General features: G+C 48.0%; 20 protein-coding genes. 17 read left to right on the top strand and 3 right to left on the bottom strand.

The features are described 5' to 3' along the window. Window positions 1-2 precede the first annotated feature (2 nt). From DCM90_RS09375 to DCM90_RS09355, 5 genes are all read left to right on the top strand, one after another. The gene (locus DCM90_RS09375; RefSeq protein WP_109251116.1) at window positions 3-1379 is read left to right on the top strand and encodes a UDP-N-acetylmuramoyl-tripeptide--D-alanyl-D-alanine ligase; all 1377 of its coding nucleotides are present in this window, start codon (window positions 3-5) and stop codon (window positions 1377-1379) included. A 200-nt stretch (window positions 1380-1579) separates the two neighbouring features. Continuing rightward, window positions 1580-3130 (top strand): degradosome RNA helicase CshA, encoded by a 1551-nt coding sequence (cshA, locus tag DCM90_RS09370; RefSeq protein ID WP_109251115.1) that lies wholly within the window; start codon window positions 1580-1582, stop codon window positions 3128-3130. Window positions 3131-3256: 126 nt separating this feature from the next. Beyond that, window positions 3257-3625, top strand: coding sequence for a holo-ACP synthase (gene acpS / locus DCM90_RS09365; RefSeq protein WP_109251114.1), 369 nt, complete (start codon window positions 3257-3259; stop codon window positions 3623-3625). Next, window positions 3618-4739, top strand: a complete 1122-nt coding sequence (alr, locus tag DCM90_RS09360) for an alanine racemase (RefSeq protein WP_109251113.1) — start codon at window positions 3618-3620, stop codon at window positions 4737-4739. Before acpS ends, alr begins: the two co-directional genes overlap by 8 nt. A 154-nt stretch (window positions 4740-4893) precedes the next feature. Further along, window positions 4894-5286, top strand: coding sequence for a type II toxin-antitoxin system PemK/MazF family toxin (locus DCM90_RS09355; protein WP_109251112.1), 393 nt, complete (start codon window positions 4894-4896; stop codon window positions 5284-5286). Between the two features lie 127 nt (window positions 5287-5413). On the opposite strand, the gene cbpA is transcribed toward DCM90_RS09355, so the two are convergent. From cbpA to DCM90_RS09340, 3 genes are all read right to left on the bottom strand, one after another. Further along, window positions 5414-6058, bottom strand: coding sequence for a cyclic di-AMP binding protein CbpA (cbpA, locus tag DCM90_RS09350; protein WP_109251111.1), 645 nt, complete (start codon window positions 6056-6058; stop codon window positions 5414-5416). A 231-nt stretch (window positions 6059-6289) separates the two neighbouring features. After that, window positions 6290-7675, bottom strand: coding sequence for a L,D-transpeptidase family protein (locus tag DCM90_RS09345; protein ID WP_109251110.1), 1386 nt, complete (start codon window positions 7673-7675; stop codon window positions 6290-6292). Window positions 7676-7839: 164 nt separating this feature from the next. Continuing rightward, window positions 7840-8799: an L-lactate dehydrogenase gene (locus DCM90_RS09340; protein ID WP_225366023.1), complete on the bottom strand. Its 960-nt coding sequence runs from the start codon at window positions 8797-8799 to the stop codon at window positions 7840-7842. 284 nt (window positions 8800-9083) lie between these two features. On the opposite strand from DCM90_RS09340, the gene pth reads away from it, so the two are divergent. The 12 genes from pth to lysS all read left to right on the top strand — a co-directional run bounded on the left by pth (window position 9084) and on the right by lysS (window position 24344). Further along, window positions 9084-9644 (top strand): aminoacyl-tRNA hydrolase, encoded by a 561-nt coding sequence (gene pth, locus DCM90_RS09335; protein ID WP_109251108.1) that lies wholly within the window; start codon window positions 9084-9086, stop codon window positions 9642-9644. Window positions 9645-9660: 16 nt separating this feature from the next. After that, window positions 9661-13191, top strand: a complete 3531-nt coding sequence (mfd, locus tag DCM90_RS09330) for a transcription-repair coupling factor (protein WP_109251107.1) — start codon at window positions 9661-9663, stop codon at window positions 13189-13191. A gap of 16 nt (window positions 13192-13207) precedes the next feature. Further along, entirely contained in the window at window positions 13208-14791 is a 1584-nt protein-coding gene (locus DCM90_RS09325) for a putative polysaccharide biosynthesis protein (RefSeq protein ID WP_109251106.1), read from the top strand. Continuing rightward, the gene (locus tag DCM90_RS09320) at window positions 14792-15058 is read left to right on the top strand and encodes an RNA-binding S4 domain-containing protein (RefSeq protein ID WP_109251105.1); all 267 of its coding nucleotides are present in this window, start codon (window positions 14792-14794) and stop codon (window positions 15056-15058) included. A 105-nt stretch (window positions 15059-15163) separates the two neighbouring features. Further along, window positions 15164-15565: an FtsB family cell division protein gene (locus tag DCM90_RS09315; protein ID WP_109251104.1), complete on the top strand. Its 402-nt coding sequence runs from the start codon at window positions 15164-15166 to the stop codon at window positions 15563-15565. Window positions 15566-15732: 167 nt separating this feature from the next. Further along, a complete protein-coding gene (locus DCM90_RS09310; protein ID WP_109251103.1) occupies window positions 15733-16296 on the top strand; it encodes a S1 domain-containing RNA-binding protein in 564 nt (187 codons plus the stop codon). Window positions 16297-16514: 218 nt separating this feature from the next. Continuing rightward, window positions 16515-17903 carry a tRNA lysidine(34) synthetase TilS gene (gene tilS / locus DCM90_RS09305; protein WP_165815266.1) on the top strand — a complete coding sequence of 463 codons (1389 nt, stop codon included), beginning with the start codon at window positions 16515-16517 and terminating at the stop codon, window positions 17901-17903. 1 nt (window position 17904) lies between these two features. Continuing rightward, window positions 17905-18447, top strand: a complete 543-nt coding sequence (hpt, locus tag DCM90_RS09300; RefSeq protein WP_109251101.1) for a hypoxanthine phosphoribosyltransferase — start codon at window positions 17905-17907, stop codon at window positions 18445-18447. Window positions 18448-18563: 116 nt separating this feature from the next. Continuing rightward, the gene (gene ftsH, locus DCM90_RS09295) at window positions 18564-20753 is read left to right on the top strand and encodes an ATP-dependent zinc metalloprotease FtsH (protein WP_109251100.1); all 2190 of its coding nucleotides are present in this window, start codon (window positions 18564-18566) and stop codon (window positions 20751-20753) included. 87 nt (window positions 20754-20840) lie between these two features. Then, window positions 20841-21743 (top strand): Hsp33 family molecular chaperone HslO, encoded by a 903-nt coding sequence (gene hslO, locus DCM90_RS09290; protein ID WP_109251099.1) that lies wholly within the window; start codon window positions 20841-20843, stop codon window positions 21741-21743. Next, window positions 21736-22743: a tRNA dihydrouridine synthase DusB gene (dusB, locus tag DCM90_RS09285; protein ID WP_109251098.1), complete on the top strand. Its 1008-nt coding sequence runs from the start codon at window positions 21736-21738 to the stop codon at window positions 22741-22743. Before hslO ends, dusB begins: the two co-directional genes overlap by 8 nt. A gap of 110 nt (window positions 22744-22853) precedes the next feature. Further along, the gene (lysS, locus tag DCM90_RS09280) at window positions 22854-24344 is read left to right on the top strand and encodes a lysine--tRNA ligase (RefSeq protein ID WP_109251151.1); all 1491 of its coding nucleotides are present in this window, start codon (window positions 22854-22856) and stop codon (window positions 24342-24344) included. The last annotated feature ends 475 nt before the right edge of the window (window positions 24345-24819 follow it).

Raw genomic sequence — 24819 nt, 5'->3', positions numbered from 1 at the left:
ACATGAAGATGCAACTTTCAGAAATTGCGAATGCGGTTGGGGCCAAGAACGACATTAGTCAATGGGAGTCAATTGAAGTGACGAGTGTGCAGTTCGACAGCCGAAAGTTAACGCCCGGTGCATTATTTATCCCGTTACTTGGCGAAAACGATGGTCACGACTACCTGAATAACGCCAGAAAGGCGGGGGCAGTTGCTTCGTTATGGGCCGCCGACCACGTTAACCAACCCACTGATTTTCCCATTTTAGTAGTGGATGACACACTCGCAGCTTTGCAAGATCTGGCCCGGTACTACTTAAATAAAATCAATCCCCGGGTGGTGGCGGTAACGGGTTCCAACGGAAAGACGACCACCAAGGATATGGTTGCCGCCGTTTTAGCCACTCAGTTTAACGTCACTAAGACCTACGCCAACTTTAACAACAACATTGGGGTTCCCATCACGATTTTAACCATGGAGCCCAACACGGAAATTCTAGTGGTGGAGATGGGGATGGATCGGCCGGGCCAGTTAGACTTCTTGAGCAAACTGGTTACGCCCGACATTGCCATTATTACCATGATTGGGGAAGCCCACATTGAATTTTTTGGGACCCGGGACCGAATTGCGGATGCCAAACTGGAGATTACGCACGGCCTAAGCGACGACGGAATTTTTGTGTACGATGGTGATGAACCCCTTTTGCGTGACCGGGCGGAAAGCGTTTCGGAACGTCAAGCAACCTTTGGCCGGCAAACGGATGACGACTTGTACGCACTCGAAGTCGAAGCCACCGACCACCAAATTAGTTTTAAAACCAACCGGTCTGACTTAACCTATACAATTCCGATGATGGGGGAATATAACGTCAATAATGCGCTCGCTGCACTGCTAGTTGCCGATATCTACCAAATTCGCCCCGAAAATGCCAAGCGCGGGCTGGCTAACGTCTCGTTAACCGAGAACCGGACGGAATGGATTCGGGGTGATCAGGGTGAAATGATTTTGAGTGACGTCTACAATTCCAACCCAACCGCAGTGAAGGAAGTTCTGTCGGCATTTGCTCAAACGCCCGTTCAGGGACGCCATATCGTTGTTTTAGGGGATATGTTGGAGCTGGGTGACCAGGCGGATGACATGCACGCTGCGCTGGCCGAGTACCTGGATCCCCAGACGATTTCAACCGTTTACTTGGTTGGGGATCACATGAAGGCACTGCAGGGCACGCTAACATCCCGTTATTCAGCGGATAATTTGCGGTGGTACGCGGCTGATCAACTGGACCAGCTGACAACAGACGTGGCTGAACAAATTACCGCTGATGACCAGCTCCTTTTAAAGGGCAGCCATGGGATTCACTTAGAAAAAGTCTTAGCTGCACTAGAAGCAAAAAAATAATTATAATTATAAGCAAGAACAACTAGAAGAGAGTTGCTTATTTAGGGCAATCGGTGTATAGTTGCCTAGTTACAATTTTTTAAATTTGAGACAATAAATACGCTAATAGCCAAAGTTACTGCGTGTCAAAGAAAACGGATTTTTTCTGAGCAGTAGGTGGTGTTATTGGTTGGACAACTACCGCCTTAGGAGGAAATTAATTGAAGTTTAGTGATTTGGGCTTATCAGATGCCCTTTTGAAGGCCGTTACAGATAACGGCTATGAGGAACCAACCCCGATTCAGCAGGAAACGATTCCGTTGGTTCTCGAAGGTAAAGATGTCATTGGTCAAGCGCAAACAGGAACGGGTAAGACCGCTGCCTTTTCGCTGCCAATCTTACAAAATATTGATTTTAATAACCCAGAAGTTCAGGCTCTGGTGATTTCCCCAACCCGGGAATTAGCCATCCAGACTCAAGAGGAAATGTACAAGCTTGGGCGAAATGAACATGCTCGGGTTCAAGTCGTCTATGGGGGAGCCGATATTCGGCGCCAAATTAGTTCCCTGAAGAAGCACCCGCAAATTGTTGTGGGAACTCCAGGCCGGGTATTAGACCACATTCGACGGCACACGCTAAAGCTAGACCACGTTAAGACGTTGGTGTTAGATGAAGCCGATGAAATGCTTAACATGGGATTCTTAGATGACATTGAAGCCATCATTAAGGAATTACCAGAAGTGCGGCAGACGCTGTTATTCTCCGCAACGATGCCACCTGAAATTAAGCGGGTTGGGGTACAGTTTATGAACGACCCTCACCACATCAAGATTAAGGCGAAGGAATTAACGACGGACTTAATCGACCAGTACTACGTTCGATCAAAGGATTACGAAAAGTTTGATACGATGACGCGGTTCTTAGACGTTCAAACGCCGGACTTAGCGATCGTCTTTACCCGGACAAAGCGTCGGGTAGACGAAGTTTCCCATGGATTACAAATTCGGGGATACAACGCGGCTGGAATTCACGGTGATTTGACTCAGAAACGGCGGAGTCAAATCATGAGCCAGTTTAAGAAGGGTGACCTGGATATTCTGGTTGCGACGGATGTGGCAGCCCGGGGAATCGATATTAACAACGTTACCCACGTTTATAACTTTGATATTCCATCTGATCCAGACAGTTACGTTCACCGGGTTGGCCGGACGGGCCGGGCCGGAAAGCATGGGGTCTCCCTGACGTTTGTAACCCCAAACGAAATGGGCTACCTTCGTGAAATTGAAAAGCTGACTAAGGTGCGGATGTTACCATTAAAGCCACCTTCGGCTGAAGAAGCTTTGACGGGTCAATTAACGGCCGCTAAGAAGGAAATCAGCGACTTAGTTCAACGGACGGATACCGAAAAGTATGCGCCAACAGCGGAAGCACTCCTTCAGGAATACGATGCTGAGGATTTAGTTGCCGCACTCTTAAACGAGATGACTGGTGACGATAACCAGGCGCCCGTTAAGATTACACCGGAACGGCCATTACCTCGTCATGGTGGTGGCGGTGGCAACAAGCGCGGGGGTTACCGTGGCGGTCATGACAGCCACCGTCGCAGCAATGGTAACGGCAACTACCGGGGCCACGGTAATGGTAGTCGACGTTACGACCGGAAGGGAAATGGCGGTGGTCATTCCTCTAACGGAAGCAACCACTCCAACTACCGGGATAACAAGGGCTCACATGGTAAGGGCAAGCGTAATTTTACCATTCACGAAAAGTAACTTAATCAAAACGGGAAATCTTCAGGAACATGCCTGAGGATTTCCCGTTTTTCGTACGGACTTTTCTGTCGCTAGGGGGAAAGATCTGGTAAAATTAAACTATTAAAGAATCGAAGGGAGCCGCCAATGATCTACGGAACGGGTATTGATATCACGGATTTAGACCGGGTGGCACACGCCGTTGAAGCCCAACCGGTATTCTTGACCAAGGTGTTGACACCGGCAGAAGTTGCGATTTACCAAACAATGTCGGGTTCCCGGGCCGTTGAATTTATTGGTGGCCGGTGGTCAGCCAAGGAATCGTTCAGTAAAGCGATGGGAACCGGGATTGGTCGAGCCGTTGGTTTTCAAGACTTGGAAATTTTAGATGATCAGGCGGGGCGGCCATATTTTAACCGCCATCCGTTTGACGGGGCAGCGTTTATTTCGATTTCACATACGGCGACCATGGTGATGACCCAGGTCATTTTAGAAAAGGGGAACGGTAATGATTAGTGGAAAGCATCGACCAACGGTATTAACCGTCGATCAACGGGCAATTCGGCATAATATTAACCATGAAGTCAAACGGTTGGACGACCATAGTGAACTATGGATGGTTGTTAAAGCTAACGGTTATGGGCACGGGGCAACTCAAGTCGCTAGAGCGGCACTGGAAGCAGGGGCCACCGGATTTTGCGTTGCCGTTTTGGATGAGGCGTTGGAGTTACGGGATGCCGGATTTACCCAACCCATTTTAGTACTGGGAATTACCACCCCTGAATACGCCCCGTTGATGGCCCAACGAAACATCTCAGCAACGGTGGGATCGACCGAATGGCTGACGGCGGCAATGACCTACCTTCAAACAGCTCAATTAGGGCGGTTAAACGTCCACTTTGGGCTTGATACCGGAATGGGCCGAATTGGGTTTCAAACGCCCGCTGAGTTAAGGACGGCCGTCGATTACCTTGACGAACATGAACAGCAATTCAATTTTGAGGGGATCTTTACCCACTTTGCAACGGCCGATGATCCTGATGACACCTACTTTAAAACGCAGTATCAGCGCTGGGAAGGGTTCATGGCCCAATTATCCCATCGCCCGAGGTATGTTCATGTCTCGAACTCGGCTACTAGCTTATGGCACGCCGCTTGCAACGGCAATTTAATTCGGTTTGGTGTGGCTGGCTACGGGTTAAATCCGTCTGGGGGCGCCATTCAACCGCCCTACGAACTAGAACCCGCTATGGGGTTAGTCAGTCAGCTGACCTTTTCAAAGTACGTTGAAGCAGGACGAAGTATTGGATACGGTGCCACCTACACGACCAGTCAGCCGGAGTGGATTGGAACGGTTCCAATTGGCTATGCGGATGGTTATGAACGTCGGCTGCAGGGCTTTGACGTTTTAGTCGATGGTCAGCGGTGTGAAATTGTGGGCCGGATTTGCATGGATCAACTCATGATTCGGTTACCGAAGGCGTACGAACCGGGTACCCCCGTGACCTTAATCGGTTCAGATGGGAATCAAACCATTACGATGCAGGACGTGGCAACGTACTGTGAAACGATTCACTACGAAATTGCCTGTGGCTTTACGGCGCGGGTTCCCCGGGTTTACCAAAATTAACAAGGGGTTTACTTCAGTGAATTAGATGACAAATTAACCGTCTGTCTTACTTTCGTGTTACACTTAATTTTAGGAATGAATTAACAGATTAATCGACGTCCGTTCGGGTGTTAATTCAATTTCAATTAAAACCTGGATAAGGGGATGAAAGCCAGTGAGTTCCGCAGAAATCAAACGCGGTGACATATTTTTTGCTGACTTATCGCCAGTCATTGGTTCAGAACAGGGCGGGACGCGTCCCGTTCTCATCGTTCAAAACAACGTCGGAAACCACTATAGCCCAACGGTAATTGTAGCGGCAATTACAGCAAGAATGACGAAAACTAAGATGCCTACGCACATAGTTATTACTGCTGAAAAGACGGGGATCGAGCGCGACTCAATTATTCTTTGTGAACAGGTCCGAACAATCGATAAACAACGGTTGAAGGATTGGGTCACCCATCTCGGACCAACCGTGATGTCGAAGGTTGATGCAGCCCTTGAAACGAGCCTTGGCTTGGCCAAAAAATCGGCACATTCGCAACAGAAGTCTATACATAATTAAGAGAGTCAGCTATCAGTCGGGTAGCGGGTAAAACACCCGTTATTAATCAATTGATTTTTAGACTTCAACAAAAGAAACCGTCCTAAAACCCCTTAGCGGGTTATGGGACGGTTTCTTTTTCGGGTCATTAGACGTGTTCACTCTTTAAATCTTCAATTTCAGGGACCCGGAAATGTTTACGCTCTAAGGCCTTTACAATTCGATCTAACCGAGCCTTATCAACCTCGGCGGGGAGGGTAAACATAATCCGGTGGACTAGGTCACCTTCCTGGGTATCCAGGCTGATCACGCTCGCAATTGACGTGTACTTAGTAATGACCTTGGCCATCGTAGCAAGATCGCCCCGTTCATCCGCTGACACAACGGTAATGACATAGCTCCCGATGTTAACGTTCCACGATTGGGATAACATGTCTAATAAGCGTGTATGTGTCAAAATCCCGTAAAAATCGTTATTGGTGTTTAGAACGGCAATGTAGGGGAGGTCCTTAATGGAGAAAAAAACGTTGAAGAAGGCGGCGTCAACCGAAATAAACTTAGTGGCGTTTTTGAGTAGGGTGGTCACGGGTAATGACATATCGCCACCCCGAGATTTATGGCGGTAAATATGCATTTTATAAATGTTGCCACGGAAGATTTTTCCCGTTTCATCAACAATGGGAATACAGCGGTATCCGGAATCTTCTAGGACTTTTAGGGCTTCTTCAAGGGTGACATCCTCTCGGACGGTCGTTAACCGTTCCTTTGGTTTCACTAGGGATTTTAATAACATGGCGTCAGCCTCCTAAAATGAGAATTTTCTAATAATATAGTTCTCATCATACCACACATTATCGGGGAACGGGAAAATAGATTGACTTCGATTAAAAACCGAGTGGTAGAAATTTAGCCGTGATAACTAAATAGGGAGCGGCACTAGATTCATCTGAATCCAACGCCGCTCCCTGTTTATCCGTCTAGCTGCCAGAAGGTTTTAGCCGCTTAACCGGAAATGAGTAATTTATTAGAAAATAATAACGGGAGTGCCCACCGCTACGTTTTGGTAAACCTTGCCCATGACGGATGGGGGAGTGTTAACACAGCCATGTGACCCGTGGGTAAGATACCAATCACCGCCGTATTTGGGCTGCCAAGACGAATCATGGATTCCAACGCCTGTGTCATCCACGGGCATCCAATATTGGACCTTACTGGAATAATTACTACCGTTATCGTTCTTTCCCTTTAAGATGGACGGTGATTGTTTGGACCAGACTACCCAAACCCCAGTGGGAGTGGAATGGTCATTTTTAGGCAGGCCCGTCACAACATCGGTTGAAACCACCTGTTTGCCGTCCTTATAGACCCACATATGCTGAGAAGCAAGGCTCACCTCCACGTAGGAGTTGCCAATGTCCGTTCCGTCAGCGTGGTAGCCTGAGCCCGTGATTAAGGGCTTTCGGACCGTTGACTGGCCCTTTAAAAGAATCGGTGTCAGAGCCTGAGCTTCAGAAATAATGGGAATGTGCCACCCGTAAAGGCCGGCCTTTACGGTAACGGTCCCGTGGGTGGTTGACTTAAAGGTTCTCGTCTTAGTGTTTGTCGCATATTTATTATTTAATGATGTGAGGTAAGTCTGGACGGCCGCTTGATTCACCGTTAATTTTTTACCGGACGTTGTTAACCAGCTGGCAACCGTCTGTTGGGGAATGGTGACTCGATGCTGTTCGATTTTGTACGTATAGGTCGCGTTGGTGATCTTTTCTGCCTTTTGTTTCAGTTGTTTTAAGGTCTTAGAGTTACTGGTAACGGCTGGTCGAACGTAGTCGTGATCAACATTGATTGTGGTTTGACCATTTGCTACCGCCCGCTGGATACTATTCTGCACGGCGGTTTCGTCTAAGCGAGTGCCGTTTTTAGCGGGTCGAATCTGATAGTGACCCTTGTGATAAACTAGGGTGGCATTCACTGCGGCGGTCCGGTTCGGACTTTGATTAGTGGTCTGAACAATTTGACGGGTAATCCGGTTGGTGACGTGGTTATCTAACGTTAGTTGGTTGTCATTTCCCGCCGCTTTAGCGGTCAGATGTGCCGGCCAAGCCCAAGCATTTTGGTTCGCCAACAGCTGATTAGTAGTGGTAACGTCTAACTTTAAGCCCGCCTTCCTAGCTGAAAAACGGGCTAGGGACTGACCGTTCTCCTGAATGGTATACTGCCGGTTAGCTATCGCCCGGTTGACGGATTGCGTCGCTGCCTGCGCAGTTTGACCGCCGACGTTTACACCGGCAATGACGGTATTCTTAAAGAAGGTTTTTGAATGCTGATAGGCCATGGCCTTACCAGCGTAGACACCACCAGCGAGAAGAATTAGCGCTAAAAGGCCAATTCTAATGGATCGCGATGTTTTCATAGGGTTGCCTCATTTCATTTTGACTGCCAATAACACCGTTCAAGGATACCGCTAATGACTAGTTTTGACAACATGAAAAACAAACGTATGTTTCACTTGAAAAGGGAAATAAAAAAGGATCCGCCGGAGTGGGCGAATCCTTTAATCATCAACCAAAGATTGATTTACTTGTTGTTTTCGAGGTTAGCTAAACCATCTGAAGTTACCTTACGGAGGGTATCAGCTGACTTCTTCATCTTATCCATTTCGCTAGCTGAAAGTGGTAATTCAACTACCTTGGCTAAACCGTTAGCGTTAACAACGGCTGGAGTACCGATAAAGATGTCGTTCAAACCGTATTCGCCATCGAGTGAAGCACTGATTGGTAATACGGCGTTTTCGTCACGTAAGATCGCCTTAGTAATCCGCATCAGTGAAGTGGCAACACCGTAGTAAGTTGCACCCTTCTTGTTGATGATTTCGTAAGCTTTGTTACGAACGTCGTCTTCAACCTTATCAAGGTCGTCGGCGTTGATCCCTAAGTCAGCGGCGATATCGCGAACTGGCTTACCGGCAACGTTAGCTTCGTCGAATGCGGCGAATTCTGAGTCACCGTGTTCACCCATGATGTAGGCGTTAACGTCACGTGGGTCGATCTTGAATTCCTTACCTAAAGCCACACGAAGACGGGCGGTATCTAGGGAAGTCCCTGAACCAATCACCTTGTTCTTAGGGAAGCCGGACATCTTCCAAGTTCCGTAAGTTAAGACGTCAACTGGGTTAGCAGCGACAAGGAAGATCCCGTCAAAACCAGCGTCAACGATTGGTGGCACAATCGTGCTTAAGATGTTTAAGTTCTTGTTCACAAGGTCAAGCCGAGTTTCACCTGGCTTTTGTGGGGCACCGGCTGTGATGACAACGACGTCAGCGTCTTTGGCATCTGCGTATGTACCTGCGTAAACGTTCTTAGGGGCGGTAAAGGCTTCAGCATCCTCAAGATCTAAAGCGTCACCTTCAATTTTATCCTTAACAACGTCAACAATTACGAATTCTTCGGCGATTCCTTGTTGCATCATGGCAAATGCGTATGATGAACCAACGGCACCATCACCGACTAAAACAACTTTAGTGTGTGTTGCAGTCATATCTATCATCCTTTCGTGAAAAAAACTATTTACGAGTCCAGTATAGCATGGTGACGCGGAGACTGTCAGTAAAGGGTTTGAAATTTGATTAAAAAAGCGTTTTCTAAAAAGCGTTAGCCGGTGAGCAATATGGAAACGGTTCATAAGTGAAAGGTCCGGGGGAATATGATATACTATTCCCAATCTACCGCAGTCTAAGCGGTTATTTTTGCTTATTAAGCCGGAAACCGGGTGGGAAATCCCGGCCGGCATTTTTGTCTGTCTGAATGGGAGTTAAATAAAAAATGAAAATGATTGTTGGATTAGGAAACATTGGGCCCCAGTACCACGGAACACGGCATAATACGGGGTTCATTGTGGTTGAGGAGTTTGCGAAGGAACACGGAATTAAACTGGACACCCGAAAAATGGAAGCCCACTACGGTACCGGAATGGTTGAAGGTGAAAAGGTGATGGTGGTTGAACCCACGACGTTCATGAATGAATCCGGCCGGGCAGTGCACCCACTCATGGAATACTTTAACGTGGATATTGATGATCTAATTATCGTTTACGATGACATGGACTTACCCGTCGGCCGAGTTAGATTGCGTGATAAAGGTTCGGCAGGGGGGCATAACGGGATAAAAAGTCTCATCTCTCACCTATCGACGAAGGAATTTAACCGCATTAAGGTTGGAACCGGCCGGCCAAAGAACCATCAGAGCGTGGTCGATTACGTTCTCAGTAAGTTTTCACCCGATGATATTCCAGACTTTCAGGCCGCAAGTCAGCAGGCAGTGCACGCCCTAAATAACTGGGTGGGCGGCATGAGTATGACCGAGTTGGAAAATAAGTATAACTAAAGCTTAGGGGGCAAAAATGGAATTAGAAGAGTTTGTAACACAGATGCCCGTTTACGGTGAAATTCGTGAGGATATCGCCCCAAAAAAACGCCAGCTGATAACGGGCCTAAACGGTTCGTCACGGACGTTATTTATGGCGAGTCTAGTACATGATTTAAATCAGCCGATGGTGTTTGTCACGGATACATTATTTCATGCGAGTCAGTTAACTGAGGATTTGAGTAATATTTTACCGGAGAATCAGCTCTATGAATTTCCGGTTGAAGAATTGATTGCCGCTGAGGTGGCCACCAGTTCCCCCGCTTACCGGGGCCAGCGGGTAGCCGCTTTAACCGCGCTTCAGGAAGGACGGCCGCTAATTATCGTCACCTCGCTATCTGGCGTGCGCCGCTACTTGCCGGACCCAGATCATTTCCAGCAGGCCCACTTTCACGTGAAGGTCGGGGATGATATTGCCTTAGACCAATTACAAAATCAGCTGTTTCAAATGGGGTATGTGCACCAAAAACTGGTTGCCGCACCCGGCGATTTCGCCATTCGGGGATCCATTGTCGATATTTATCCGTTGGATCAAGATTATCCCATTCGGTTAGACTTTTTTGATACCGAAGTGGATTCATTACGGTACTTTGATCCGGCCTCCCAACGCAGCGTGGAAAACATTGAAGAAGTCACGGTTTTACCGGCAACGGACTTTGTGTTGACCCCTGACGAACGTGAAGCAGGGGCGAAAGCCTTGGCAACAGCCCTCAAGCGGGAACAAAACCGCTTAGTGGATGACGAGGCAAGTACCGAACTGGCGAATATCCTGTCCCCTTTGATTGACGACTTGAAGAAAGGATCGGTTGATCCAACCCTAATGGAGTTTGGGGATCTCATTTACCCGAACCATGCGAGCCTGCTCGATTACCTGCCCGCCGAAGGGATTGCTATGTTTGATGATTTCAGTCGGCTGCAGGATTCGGAACGGCAGCTGAAGGAGGATGAAGCAAACTGGGTAACCGATCAGTTAGCCCACCATAGGCTGTTAGCCGATCAAGCGTACGGACATGACTTCCGCCAGCTGATTAACCAAGATCAGCATGCCCAGCTTTTGTTGGCTCTGTTTCAAAAGGGCCTGGGCAACTTGCGGTTAGACGGCCTGCACAACATTCGCTCGCGGGCCATGCAACAGTTTTTTGGGCAAATGCCCGTCTTGAAAACTGAGATGGATCGGTGGCACAAACAAAAGCAGACGGTGACGGTCATGATTGCGGATGAAGATCGCCTCACTAAGGTCGACCAAACCCTGACGGATTTTGGCATTAACGCAATTGTGACGAAACCCGAAAACATTCAGCCGGGCGAAGTCCAGGTGGTTCCCGCACGGTTAAACGTCGGGTTTGAATTGGCCGATGCTAACCTGGTGGTTCTGACCGAAGCAGAAATGTTTCAGCAGGTCACTAAACGGCGGCCGCGACGTAATCAAAATATGGACAATGCGGAACGGCTGAAGAGCTATACCGACCTAAAACCGGGGGACTACGTGGTTCACGTTAACCACGGGATCGGGAAGTTTATGGGGATGAAAACCCTGGAAGTTGATGGGGTCCACCAGGACTACATGACCATTGACTATCAGGATAACGCTCAACTATTTATCCCGGTCACCCAGCTCAATATGATTCAAAAGTATGTTTCAGCTGAGGATAAGACTCCCCACATCAATAAGTTAGGCGGAACGGAATGGGCGAAGACGAAGAGTCGGGTCGCCGCCAAAATTGAGGATATTGCCGATGATTTAATTGAACTCTATGCGAAACGATCGGCGGAAAAGGGGTTCGCCTTCCCGAAAGATGACGATCTTCAACGCGATTTTGAGGCGGCCTTTCCGTATCAGCCGACTCCCGATCAGCTCCGCAGTATTGAAGAGGTTAAGCACGATATGGAACAGCCCCGGCCCATGGACCGGCTGTTAGTGGGCGACGTTGGCTACGGAAAAACGGAAGTGGCACTCCGGGCTGCGTTTAAAGCGGTTGAAGCGGGCAAGCAAGTGGCCTTCTTGGTTCCTACCACAATTTTAGCTCAGCAGCACTACGACACCATGATTAGCCGGTTTGCCGATTTTCCGGTAACCGTGGGGATGCTTTCCCGTTTTCGGACCAATAAGCAGATGAAGGAAACGGTTGCCGAACTAACGGACGGCAGTTTGGACATCGTCGTTGGGACCCACCGGATTTTATCCGAAGACGTGAAGTTTGGGAACTTAGGTCTGGTGTTAGTGGATGAAGAACAACGCTTTGGAGTGAAGCACAAGGAGCGGTTAAAGCGGTTAAAGGCCTCCGTTGACGTCCTAACGATGACGGCCACCCCAATCCCCCGGACGCTGCATATGTCAATGCTTGGGGTCAGGGACTTATCCGTCATTGAAACGCCACCCGCAAACCGGTTCCCCATTCAGACTTACGTCATGGAAACGAACGCCGGGGCCATTCAAGATGGCATTCGGCGGGAACTGCAACGGGGCGGCCAGGTCTTTTACCTGCATAACCGGGTAGATGACATTGAAAATACGGTTAAGCAGATTGAAATGCTCGTTCCAGAAGCCCGGGTGGCTTACATCCACGGTAAAATGACGGAAAATCAGCTTGAGTCAGTGCTCGTTGACTTTTTAGACGGGGACTACGATGTGTTGGTAACCACAACCATTATTGAAACCGGGATTGATATCGGCAACGTCAACACACTGTTTGTGGAAAATGCTGACCGAATGGGACTTTCACAGCTCTATCAGCTGCGGGGCCGAATTGGCCGTTCAAACCGGGTGGCCTACGCTTACTTCATGTACCAGCCGAATAAGGTTCTGACGGAAGTGAGTGAAAAGCGGTTAGAGGCCATTAAGGACTTTACCGAACTGGGGTCCGGTTTTAAAATTGCTATGCGGGACCTCTCCATTCGGGGAGCGGGGAACCTGTTAGGCAAGCAGCAGCACGGATTCATTGATTCCGTGGGGTATGATTTATACACCCAGATGCTGAGTGAAGCCGTTGCTAAGAAGCAGGGGAAGAAGGCCCAGCCGAAGACGGATACGACCGTTGAATTAAACGTTGAAGCGTACCTGCCCGCGGATTATATTACGGATGAACAGCAAAAGATCGAATTATATAAACGGATTCGCCAGATGGATAGTGCCGAGGTATACACCGAACTTCAAGATGACTTGATTGATCGGTTTGGCGAGTACCCGGGTGCGGTCACCAACCTACTGAGCATTAGTCGGTTAAAGATGTCGGCTGATCGAGCTCTAATGGAAAAAATCAGGCGGGTCGATGATATTATTTACGTCACCCTCAGTAAGCAGGGGACGGCCCAGCTAGAGACTAAGGCGGTATTTAAAGCTTTATCCGATACCAACCTTAAGGCGACGGTCGGAGTGGTGGAATCCAAGATGCAGATTAAATTGGTTATTCAGCCCAACATGACGGAAGCCACTTGGCTGAACCAGCTAACCAAGTTTACGGATGCCATGAGCCAGGTCATCCAGCCCCAGAAGAAAGCCAATCAATAGGGTAGGGGTGACAACGGTGCAAAAAAATAGCGTCCGAACGGTCATGCGGGGAGCCATGATTTTATCCGTGGCCGCCCTGTTTGCCAAAGTTTTAAGTGCAGTTTACCGGGTGCCCTTTCAAAATATGGTTGGGAATACCGGGTTTTACGTTTACCAACAGATTTATCCCATTTATGGAATTGGGATGACCTTTGCTTTGAACGGTTTGCCGGTGCTGATCTCTAAGTTAATTGCCGAGGCTAAGGATGATAACGAGCGCCATCAAATTGTTCATCAGGCTCTATTGCAACTGGAAATCTTTTCCGTGGCCGTTTTTTTAGCCTTGTACTTTGGAGCCAACGGAATCGCACGTGAAATGGGGGATACAGCGTTAGCCCCGATTATTATGAGTGTGGCCTGGATGTTTTTATTTATGCCGTTTCTGTCGGTCGCACGGGGCTATTATCAGGGGCAGTTTAACATGGTTCCAACGGCGGTGTCGCAGTTGGTTGAACAGGTAGTCCGGGTGGTCATTATTTTAGGGGTGGCTGTTTTGGCAACCCGGATGCATTGGTCACCGTATGTTATGGGAGCCATGGCAATGAGTAGTGCCGCGATTGCCGCGGCCGCAGCATCGATCACCCTTTGGCGCTTTTTTCGGGTCCTGCGGCAGCCCTACCAGGGACGAGTCGATTGGTATACCCTCGGTAAACGATTATTAGTGGAAGGCGGCATTATCTGCTTGTTTTCTGCGATGATGGTGCTGCTTCAACTGGTTGATTCCTTTACCGTTAAGACAGGCTTGGTTGCTAACGGCTTACCGGATGCGGCCGCAAAGGCTCAAAAGGGGATTTATGATCGGGGCCAACCCTTAGTTCAGCTAGGGTTAGTGATTGCCACCTCGTTTTCGGCTTCCCTGCTTCCCGCTTTGGCGCAGGCTTACCATCAGCATCACGTTCAGACCTTTGTGAGGGTCTCAACGACGCTTCTTCGGGTAAGCTTAACGTTATCCGCAGCCGCAACGACGGGAATGGTTGTGCTCATGCCGCAAATCAATACCATGCTGTTTAGCAACGGTGAGGGGGATTCCGTTTTAGCCGTTTACGTTTTAAGTATTTTGCTTTCTGCCCTGATTACCACCTATAATAGTGTGCTGCAGAGCTTAAATCAGTTTCGGCTAACCTTGATTGGCCTATGCTGTGGCCTGCTGGTTAAGGCAGCGGGAAATGCATGGGCCGTCCGAACCTTTGGCATTGTTGGTGCAAGCTGGATGACGGTCGCTAGCTTACTCGTTATTCTGGGTGTCATTTGGTTCGGTTCCGATCGCCGGTACAGAGCAGCGGTATGGCAAAACGGGTTTGGCTGGAAGTTAACCCTGATTTGTGGCGGGATGGGAATTGGTGTCCGGTTGGGCGTCCTGGTTTTTTATCAGGTTCTTGCGCCTGGTTTTCCCCGGTTGGCGTCCGCGCTGATCCTTGGCATCATGGTCCCAATTGGGGCGGCCCTGTTCTTAATGGGGGCCAATCGATTAAATTTACTGACAATTCGAGAGTGGTTAACGCTTCCCCTAGGCGATCATCTGGTTCGTCTGGGCCAGCGATTAAAGAAAGTAGGCAAATAAATGCGATTAGATAAGTTTTTAAAGGTGTCACGAATTATTAAACGGCGCAGCGTTGCGAAGGAAATTGCGGACCAGGGCCGGATTACCATTAACGGTCGGGTCGCAAAGTCATCCAGTAACGTGGCGACTAACGATACCCTGGTTATTAAATTTGGCAATAAAGTCTTGACGCTTAAAGTTGACCAGCTTTTGGAGACAACGAAGAAGGACGATGCTGATAAAATGTACACCATTGTGAGTGAGGATTACGCCCCAAAGGCCGATTAACTATTTCAATTGGGTTAAATTTGATTCGAGGCGCTAGACGCTGTTTCAGTTACTTGATATACTCAACTTGTTAGTAACAAGTATTGGGTGAAGGGACTAGGCGGAATGGATAAGAAACCGGGACAAATTGAGCAGTTAAATAATGACTATACTCGACACGTAGCCGATCAAGTTATGGAACAGCGTAAACGGCAGGCTTTAATGACCCGACGTCGGCGCCGGGCCTTAAAGATCCTTGCGGTATTTGCCGTGGCCGCCCTATTTTTTACCATTCAGTTAGTTCGTACTAACGCCAGTTACCATCACGTCCAGCAGCAAGTTAAGACGACCAAGGTTAAATTAGCCGATGAACGGAAAACTAATGCCGATTTAAAGGGGCAAATTAAGGACCTGAACGATGATGACTATTTAGCAAAGTTGATTCGGTCAAAATATTACTATACAAAGTCGGGTGAGACCGTGTACAGTCTACCAAGTGACCGATCCTCCGACGTGGTTTCAAAATAACGATGGCTTTATGATGCCCCTCAGACTTTCAACCGAAAGTCTGAGGGGCGTTTTTGGTTACCGGAATCACGGGTGCCTCCATGCGAGCCCGAAAACTTTTAGGTAGTCGGAATTAATTTTCTTGTGGTATACTAGCGTTACATATTTTAAGGAGGAACAACTTTTTTATGGCAATCGAGGTTGGAGCGAAAGTTTCAGGCAAAGTAACGGGTATTACCAATTTTGGTGCATTTGTAGACTTAGGTGATCACAAAACCGGCTTAGTCCACATTAGCCAAATTTCTGATCAGTACATTAAAGATATTCACGATGTCTTATCCGTTGGGGATACCGTTACAGTTAAAGTATTAACGATTGGCGACGATGGTAAAATTGGCTTAACGATGCGGGAGGATTCCGATAAACCGGCACATTCTGAACACAAACCAAGTCATTACCATAGTGATCATAATGAAGGCGGTCATAGCAGTAACGGCCACAGTAATTATCACCACAGTGGTGACCGTGATTCCCATCAGGGGGCTAGCAATCACCGCGATAACCACCATAGCACCAATAATCACAGCAATGGTGGAAGTCGGGGTCATTTCTCAAATAGTCGGTCCTCAAACCATAAAGAAAGTTTTGACGACCTGATGTCAGGTTTCCTTAAGGACAGCGAATCGCGTTTATCAACGCTAAAAAAGAATACCGAGGGCAAACGTGGCGGCCGTGGCGGTCGACGTAGCTAATTAGGACTTGCAAGTGCGTGGCTACGGCAACCGATTGCAATGATGAGGCTGGGACGGACGACGTGCAGACCATGTCAAAAAGGAGGATAACCCGGTTCGATTGTAATTTGATCGGACTTGGTCAGCCTCTTTTTTATTTAGTTGTCGTTAGCTAGGGCTGTTTTCATCCTCTCGAATAGTCAGTTTAAGAACCTGGTAAATAATGTCGGAGGTTAATGGTGAACTTACAAGGAAAATTTTTGATCCACGCCCGAGAAATGGGGTGGACCAACCCAAATAAACGTGTCCTGATTGCACTCTCTGGTGGGGTTGATTCCATGGTGCTGCTCCACCTGTTTTTAACACTCCCCGAGGATGAACGCCCGCAAATTAGTGCGGTACATATTCATCATCACTTACGAGCAGCTAGCGATCAGGAGGCCACCGCACTAAAAGCTCTGAGCGTCCGCCAGCATTTTCAATTAATTATTCGTGACTGGGCCCCCGAGGTGCACCCTAAGTCGGGGATTGAGGCGGCTGCCCGTCATTTTCGGTATCAACAGTATGGCGGAGTCATGGAAGACGTCCAGGCTGATTGGGTTGCCACGGCGCACCACGCGGATGATCAGGCGGAGACGATCCTGATGAAGTGGGTCCGGGGTGGTGAAATTGCTCAATTGCGGGGGATTTTACCCGTTCAATCGTTTGGCTCGGGTGAGCTGATTCGGCCCTTATTATCCTTTAGCAAGGCGGATCTCCGGGACTACGCGATGAATCAGGGCCTAACCTGGTTTGAAGATGCAACCAATCAGAGCCAGGAAATGACGAGAAATCGGATGAGACAACAGGTAATTCCCCGGTTAAAAGTGGAGAATCCCCAGTTTTTAGCTCACGTTGAAGATTATGCCGGTCAGCTAACGGATCTTTTGGAGGTCGCTAACCTACAGATTGAGCGGCTACTGGCCATAATTTTAACTAGTGCTCATCCCTTGGTGGGTTCGGTGGTGGTTCTTTCTGGGTGTACGGATGCGCAGCAACGACTGGTGATTCAGGCAATCCTAAAACAGTTAAATCCCGAATTATCCGTTCAAACTAGTCAGGTGGCAGCCATTCAACGGTTGATCACCAATCAGTACCGAACCCAGGGAACCATCGACTTAGGCCATGGGTGGCGCTTTTTTCGAGAATACGATCAATTTGGAGCAGAAAAGGTAAAACCGGACGTAAAATCAGAACAATCATCGCCCGATTTTATGTTAAAATTGAATCATTGGTATCGGCTATCGAAATTTGAAGAGGTTGGGTTGATGACGAGTCAACCGAATACGGGGGATGTTCAACAGGTGTGGTTAACCCCCTCTGCGTTTCCAGTGGGGGTCAGACCTTGGCAACCAGGGGATAAATACCGGCTCGCTAACGGTCATCATCAGGCCGTGGCTCGACTAATGGTCAATGATAAGGTGCCACAGAGTCAACGAAATAGCGTTAACGTTGTTTCAACCCATGATGGGACCATTCTTCAAGTGATTCATTTTCGTCGGGCGACCCAGAATGCAGCGGATCAGCGGCAAACTGGGAGTCAACCATACTATTTAGTTTTGCGTCAACATTATCCGAAGGGGGATTAACATGAACAACGACATTGAAAAGATCTTATACAGCGTGGATGATATTCACGAGGCGGCATCGCGATTAGGCAAGCAGTTAGCGGACGATTACCGGGATAAGAATCCCATGATGGTTTGTGTCTTAAAGGGTGCCGTGTTGTTTATGGCGGATGTGATCCGAGAAATGCCCGTCTACTCAACGATTGATTTTGTGGATGTTTCTAGCTATAACGGGGGCACGGAGTCATCCGGACAGGTTGAGCTGGTGACAGACCTAAGCTCAGATGTTCAGGGACGCGATATTGTGCTGGTCGAAGATATCATCGATACGGGGCGGACATTAGCCTACCTAATTGATCTCCTAAAGGACCGGGGCGCAAATAGCATTTCAGTTTGTACGCTGCTGGATAAGCCCAGTGGCCGAGTGGTTGAAGCTAAGGCGGATTACGTTGGTTTTGAAGTTCCCAATGAGTTTCTGGTCGGGTATGGACTGGATTATCAGGGGCAGTACCGAAATCTGCCGTACATTGGAATCCTGAAACCGTCCGTTTACCTAGATAAATAATTAGTCAATAAAACACAAGTGTGATAATATTTGTGTTGTCAATGAAGGGCTTAAAGCCCTATCAAATTTAGGTTCCTAACAAAAATAATCGGGAACTGTGAGTGAGGAGGCACGTAATGAATAATCGCCGAAATGGACTATTCAGAAACAGTCTATTTTACATTGTGATCTTTTTATTGATCATTGGGGTCATTTACCTATTTAATGGCAACAATACCAGCTCACAATCCCAAGAAATCCAATCTAGTGAATTCGTAAAGGATTTAAAGGCTAACAAGATCAAAGACTTCTCAATTCAACCCAGTGGTGGCGTCTATAAAATCACAGGGGAGTATCGGGAAGCCCAAAAGCGCAATAACACAAATTCTACTTTCAACTTAACGGGATCGACTAGCAGTTCTGCTGTAACATCGTTTACGACTTCGGTGTTGACGAATAACTCAACGATCGAACAAATCGATAGTGCGGCAGAAAAGCACAACGTCAAGATGAATACGAAGCAGGAGGAGTCAAGCGGATTCTGGGTTAACTTCCTGGTCTACGTTGCTCCGCTAATCCTCTTTTTCTTCTTCTTCTACTTGATGATGGGTCGTGCCGGACAAGGTGGCGGTGGCAATGGCCGGGTGATGAACTTTGGCAAGACGAAGGCTAAGCCTGCGGATAGCAAAGAAAATAAAGTTCGTTTCTCTGACGTTGCTGGCGAAGAGGAAGAAAAGCAGGAACTAGTTGAAGTGGTTGAGTTCTTAAAGAACCCACGCAAGTTCCTCTCATTAGGTGCCCGGATACCATCTGGGGTGCTCTTAGAGGGCCCTCCTGGTACCGGTAAAACCTTACTGGCTAAGGCCGTTGCTGGTGAAGCTGGTGTTCCATTCTTCTCCATCTCTGGATCAGACTTTGTCGAAATGTTTGTCGGGGTTGGTGCTTCTCGGGTTCGTGATTTATTCGAACAAGCTAAGAAGGCCGCTCCATCCATTATCTTTATTGATGAAATCGACGCCGTTGGTCGAAAGCGTGGCGCCGGTATGGGTGGCGGACATGATGAACGTGAACAAACCTTAAACCAGTTACTGGTTGAAATGGATGGGTTCACGGGTAACGAAGGCGTAATTGTGATGGCCGCAACTAACCGTTCAGACGTTTTAGATCCCGCCTTACTTCGGCCAGGCCGGTTTGACCGGAAGATCCTCGTTGGTCGGCCAGATGTTCGGGGTCGTGAAGCCATCCTAAAGGTTCACGCCAAGAACAAGCCGTTAGCTCCCGACGTTGATCTGAAGGAATTAGCTAAACAAACCCCAGGATTTGTGGGTGCTGATTTGGAAAACCTTCTGAACGAAGCCGCTTTGTTGGCTGCGCGGCGGAATAAGACGGCGATTGACGCCTTAGACGTTGATGAAGCCGAAGATCGGGTTATTGCGGGTCCCGCTAAACGAAATAAGGTTATCAGTCCTAAGGAACGTGAAACGGTGGCTTACCACGAAGCTGGGCATACGGTTGTCGGCTTAGTGCTTAACGATGCGCGCGTGGTTCATAAGGTAACGATCGTCCCCCGTGGCCGAGCTGGCGGTTACGCCATTGTGCTGCCTAAGGAAGATCAAAACCTAATGTCTAAGAAGGATGCCATGGAACAAATCGCCGGAATGATGGGTGGTCGGGCAGCTGAAGAAGTTGTCTTTGACCAAATTTCATCCGGGGCTTCCAACGACTTTGAACAGGCGACTCAGATTGCCCGGTCAATGGTTACCCAGTACGGAATGAGTGATCGAATCGGGACGGTGGCACTAGAAAATAGTTCTGGTCAACCGAACGAAGGGGCAACCGCAATGTATAACGGCGGGACCGCCTACTCCGAAAAGACTGCTTCAACCATTGATGATGAAGTTCGTCGAATTACGTCTGAGGCCCATGATAAGGCTAAGGAAATCATTGAAAGCAACCGTGACAAGCATAAGCTCATTGCGGAAGCCTTACTCCGTTACGAAACTTTGGATGAAAAACAGATCCTAAGTTTATGGAATACGGGTAAGATGCCAGCTAAAACTTCTGATGAAGACTTCCCTGGTGCAGGTGCTTCAACCTTCGAGGAATCGAAGAAGGAATTGGAACGCCGTGAAAAGGAACGTCTGGAACAGAACGAAAAGACAATGAAACAGGATGATAAGGGATATGATTCCGAAGATAGCGAGTTCCCTAACGCTGACCTTGAGAGCGACTCTCAAGCTAAATCAGCAGCTAGCGAAGCTGAAGCGAGTTCAGCAGCTTCTTCCGAATCCTCTGCCGCTTCCGATTCGTCGGATAATCCTCGTTAATCAATAAAAAGGCGTGAGTGGTTTCTTGCACTCACGTTTTTTTATGGGTAAAATCGGGGAAAGATATTAAGGATTAAGGAGAACGTAATGGCTGATTACTTGGTTAAAAGTTTAATTGATGATGGAATGTTTCGGGCCTACGTCGTAGACGCCACGGAGACGGTTGCTGAGGCGCAGCAACGACATGATACCTGGAGTGCTGCCACAGCAGCTCTTGGACGTAGTTTGGTAGCGACATTGCTTCTGGCTTCAGCGCAGTTAAAGGGCAACGAAAAGATGACGGTAAAGATTAACGGAGGTGGACCCGTTGGCGGAATTGTAGTTGATGGCAATGCTAACGGAACGGTTAAGGGGTACATTCAAAACCCTCACGTTAGCTTGCCGTTAAATGAAAAACATAAGATTGACGTTGGTAAGGCCGTGGGACAGGACGGTTTTATGCAGGTAACGAAGGATCAAGGTCTGGGGGACCCCTACACGGGGACTACCCAATTGGTTTCGGGCGAAATCGGGGACGATTTCACGTACTACATGGCCCAATCAGAACAGATTAACGGAGCGGTAGGTGTGTCTGTGTTTGTGGAACCCGACAACACGGTCAAAGTCGCGGGCGGATTTATGATTCAGGTCATGCCTGGTGCATCAGAGGACGCAATTGCCCGGCTTGAAACCCGGCTGAAGGCTGTCCCTCGGGTGTCTGAACTCCTTTTAGAGGGCCAGGCCCCCGAAGAAATTCTGGACCTGCTTTTTAATACGGAGGACGTCCAAATTCTGCAAAAAATGCCGGTGGCTTTCAAGTGTGATTGTTCAAAGGATCAGTTCGCTAAGGACCTCGCGTCCGTTGCACCCGCTGAACTTCAAGCGATGATTGATGAAGACCATGGTGCTGAAGCGGTTTGCCGGTTTTGTGGCAACCGATATCAGTTTAGCGAGGCCGATTTAAAAGAGATTTTGAAAACGGCAACTAGTCAGGAAGATTCAAATGACTAAGACCGGCACGTGGGCCATTGGCAACGTTGAGATTTCTAACCGGGTAGTGGTCGCCCCGATGGCGGGAGTGACCAATGAGGCGTTTCGAATTATTTGTAAACGGTTCGGCGCGGGTTTAGTGACCTGCGAGATGATTTCCGATAAGGGAATTATGTACCGAAATCAAAAAACGTTGCGAATGATGGAAGTGTCAGAAGAAGAGCACCCAATGAGCATTCAGATTTATGGTGCGACTAAGGAAACGCTCGTTCAGGCGGCCCAATTTGTGGACCAGCAAACGCAAGCGGATATTATTGATATTAACATGGGGTGCCCCGTCAACAAGGTAACGAATACGGAGGCGGGGGCGAAATGGCTGCTAGATCCAGCTAAGATTTATGAGATGGTGTCATACGTTGTGGATGCGGTTGAAAAACCCGTCACGGTCAAGATGCGAACGGGATGGGATGACCAACACGTTTACGCCGTTGAAAATGCCTTGGCTGCAGAAAAGGCTGGTGCTAGTGCCGTTGCCATGCACGGGCGCACCCGAAAGCAACGGTATAGTGGTCAGGCTGATTGGCAAATTCTAAGCGAAGTTGCCGGTCAGCTCCGTATTCCGTTTATGGGTAACGGAGATATCCGGACGCCAGAACAGGCTAAGCGAATGCTGGACGAAGTTGGCGCCGACGCAGCGATGATCGGACGTGGGGTAATGGGTAATCCTTGGCTCCTAACGCGAACCATTCACTATTTAGAAACGGGTGAATTGTTGCCTGAACCTAGTGTGGATGATAAGATTCAGTTGGCTAGGGAGCATCTGCAAAGAATGGTTGAGACGAAGGGCGAGCACGAGGGGATTATTCAGTTTCGTCCCCAGGTAACCTACTACCTAAAGGGAATTTCACATTCCGCCCGCACGCGGGCTAAACTAGTGAATGCCGAAACCCTGCCGGAAATGTTAACCATCTTTGATGAGTTTCTGGTTAAAATGCACGAACGAAATGAAGTGCGGGATTAAAACAGAATATTTGTGAAATGGACTTGAAATTATGGAAGTTCATTGTCACAATAATGGGTAGACAAGAATAAATTGGAGGGTTCAGAGTGGCTAAACGAAACGAGAGCGATATGAACGACCAGATGAAGGTCCGTCGCGAAAAAATGGACACCTTGCGGGAACGTGGGATTGATCCATTTGGTCACCGGTTTCAGCGGACTTATTTAAATCAGCAAATTCGCGATGAATTTGGCAAGATGGATAAAGATGAATTAAACGATTTAGGCAAGCAGGTGACCATCGCTGGTCGAATTGTGGCAAAGCGGGGTAAGGGTAAGGTAACCTTTGCTGACTTGCAGGATCGGACCGGCCGGATGCAGATTTACGTTCGAAAGGATATCCTGGGCGATGAGCCTTACGACGTCTTTAAACACAGTGATATTGGTGATTTCATCGGGATTACTGGTGACGTGATTAAGACTGATATGGGGGAACTGACCGTTCGAGCATCCCAGTTTACCTTCTTAAGTAAGGCGTTACGGCCACTGCCTGATAAGTACCACGGCCTACAAAATAAGGAACAGATTTACCGTCAGCGGTACCTCGACTTAATTTCGAATCCGGAAAGCTTTGAACGGTTTCAAAAGCGGAGCCGAATTATCACCGCAATCCGCAGTTTCTTAGATGGTAAGGGATTCACGGAAGTAGAAACCCCTGTCCTTCATAATGAAGCGGGGGGAGCAAGTGCCCGGCCATTTATTACCCACCATAATGCGCTTGATATTGACTTATACCTGCGAATTGCCCTAGAACTCCACTTGAAGCGGTTAATCGTTGGTGGCATGGAAAAAGTTTATGAAATTGGGCGGGTCTTTAGAAATGAAGGCATGGACCCCCACCATAACCCAGAATTTACCGAGCTTGAGTCCTACGTGGCTTACTTTGACTTCCATGATGTAATGGATGAAACTGAAGGGATTGTTCGAGCAGCTGCAAGTGCAGTTAGCGAGGACGGTAAAATCACTTACCAGGGAACGGACGTTGACCTAGGTCAACCCTTTAAGCGGGCCCACATGGTTGATTTAGTCAAGGAATATACCGGAGTTGATTTTTGGCCAGCGATGAGTGACGCCGATGCTAAAAAGCTGGCGGATGAACATGGCGTTCACTATGAATCATGGTGGAAGGTTGGCCATATTATCAACGCTTTCTTTGAGGATCTTGTCCAGGATCAGTTGGTTCAACCGACGTTTGTGTACGGCCATCCCCTGGAAATTTCGCCATTGGCTAAGAAAAACGATGACGATCCTCGGTTTACTGATCGATTTGAACTTTACATTATTGGCGAAGAATACGGGAATGCCTTTACGGAATTAAATGATCCCGTTGATCAGCGTCAACGGTTTGAAGCCCAAATGGCCGAACGCCAAGAAGGAAACGATGAAGCTCAGACGCTTGATGAAGACTTCTTAGAGGCGTTGGAATACGGTATGCCGCCAACAGGTGGTCTTGGGATGGGAATTGATCGGTTGGTCATGTTATTAACGGATGCCCCATCGATTCGGGATGTCATTTTATTCCCAACAATGCGTCCAGAAGATAATACTAATAACCCAGAGTAACCAATTAAATTGGGGACTAATGCAGGTGGATGATAACGACATTGCCTTGTATTGGTCCCTTTTTTTGCATAAACAAACAGGGAATGAGGAGGCATGAGGATAAGATTTACAAACTGATTTGAATTTTTTTGAATAAAATTGCAGAAAGTTATTGACGGGGTAGCAAGATCTTGGTATATTAATAAACGTTGCTTGAGACGGAAAACGAATGACCGCTTTCTAAATCAAACAAATAAAAAAGTTGTTGACATCTAGTTGACGACATGATATACTTTAAAAGTTGTCACGAAGTGGTTAAACCGCTAACGACAAGGTAGACCTTTGAAAACTGAACATTGTTTCGACAAACCAATTATTGTGTAGGGCGAATCAAGTTTACTTGATTCCAAATGAATAATTGCGAAGTCAATTCGCTTTAAAGTAACAACAATCGATGAGCTATTCAAGCATCATTTTTAAGATGAGAGTTTGATCC

Origin of the sequence: Levilactobacillus bambusae (assembly GCF_003124125.1) — a bacterium.
GTDB classification, from domain to species: domain Bacteria; phylum Bacillota; class Bacilli; order Lactobacillales; family Lactobacillaceae; genus Levilactobacillus; species Levilactobacillus bambusae.
The sequence above is the reverse complement of the archived record's forward strand: the minus strand, read 5'-3'. Positions and strand labels throughout refer to the sequence as shown.